The sequence below is a fragment of the Cryomorpha ignava genome (assembly GCF_010686655.1).
GTDB lineage: Bacteria > Bacteroidota > Bacteroidia > Flavobacteriales_D > Cryomorphaceae > Cryomorpha > Cryomorpha ignava.
In genome coordinates, this window is the sequence record NZ_JAAGVY010000120.1 from 1 (window position 1) to 1372 (window position 1372).

General features: G+C 42.9%; 1 protein-coding gene. It reads right to left on the reverse strand.

The annotated features are described in order from the left end of the window. The coding region (locus G3O08_RS20650; RefSeq protein WP_163287341.1) for a hypothetical protein at positions 1-1372 on the reverse strand (1372 nt) is incomplete at both ends.

Genomic DNA, 1372 nt, shown 5'->3' on the forward strand with positions numbered 1-1372 from the left:
ATCATTCACAGTATTCGAATCACCATCGTCACAGGCATTCCCGATATTATTGCTCAAATCAGGACAGTCAAAATCTGTACAAATCAATGTCACGGCGTAAGTAGTAGCGGTGCTAAATGGACGGATACGGAAATAATAGGTACCTGCATCAATCACTTCGATTGTTTCTGGGAAGTTTTCACAATCCGTTACCGCAGTAAGGTTACCACAATCATCTCCAGACCAAAGGTCAATAACTACATTGCTACTGCTAATTTCAGCGATCTCGTAAGTCTGAGTTCCATCTGAAACAAATGACATCCACACATCTGCGGTTCCAGAACCTGTACACTCATCATCAAAAGATTGAGTAGCGCCTGCGAAAGAGAGACCTGAAAGTGTATCACCACATGCAAGAGCTGTTGCAGAACAAGCTTCATCGTTTGCTGCAAAATCTATGCAATTAAGCTCTACGGCAAGGGTTGTAGCTGTGCTAAATGGACGAACTCTGAAATAGTAAGTGCCTGCGGTGCCTACTGTTAACGTTTCCGGGTTGTCAGAGCAAGATAATACGTTAGTCAAATCACCACATTCGTCACCTATCCAAAGATCAACCACTACATTACTAGAAGAAGTTTCACTGATTTCGTAGACTTGGAGTCCATCTGCAACAAATGAGAACCATACATCTCCGGTTCCAGATCCAAAACATGCATCATCAAAAGATTGTGTAGAGCCATCGAAAGATAATCCTGAAAGGCTATCTCCACATGCAAGAGAAATGGCAGTACAAGCTTCATCATTCGCTACCTGAGGTGTACCAACACATTCGCAATCTGCGGAAATTTCATCATTAACAGTACCAGCATCACCATCATCACAAGCATCACCAATATTTCCTACACCTGGGCAGTCAAACGGCGTACAAGTAAGAGATACATTTCCAGTAAGATTCGTTGTAAATATACTCCAAGGACGAATGTAGAAGTAATAAGTTCCAGCGGCTGTTACAGAGTAAGACTCTGGGGAATCAGCACAAGGAGCTACAGAAACAAGGTTTCCACAATCATCACCTTGATATAGACCAACAACGGCATCGAAGAAGCCGGGGCCAACATCTGCAATCGTATAAGTCTGAGTACCATCTGCAGTAAAGATAAACCAAACGTCAGCTACACCTGAACCGCCACCACAAGTTTCTGATAAAGTTGCACCCTGATAATTCTGAACGATTGTATCACCACAAAAAATTGGTGTTGCATTACATGCCTCGTCATTGCTAGGTGGACAAAACGTAGCAGGGGCAAATTCACCAGAAGTAAAACAACTTTGATCGTTCTCTCCTACAATGGATACCTCGGCATCTGTATTCCCATCAATTGGGCCTACTATC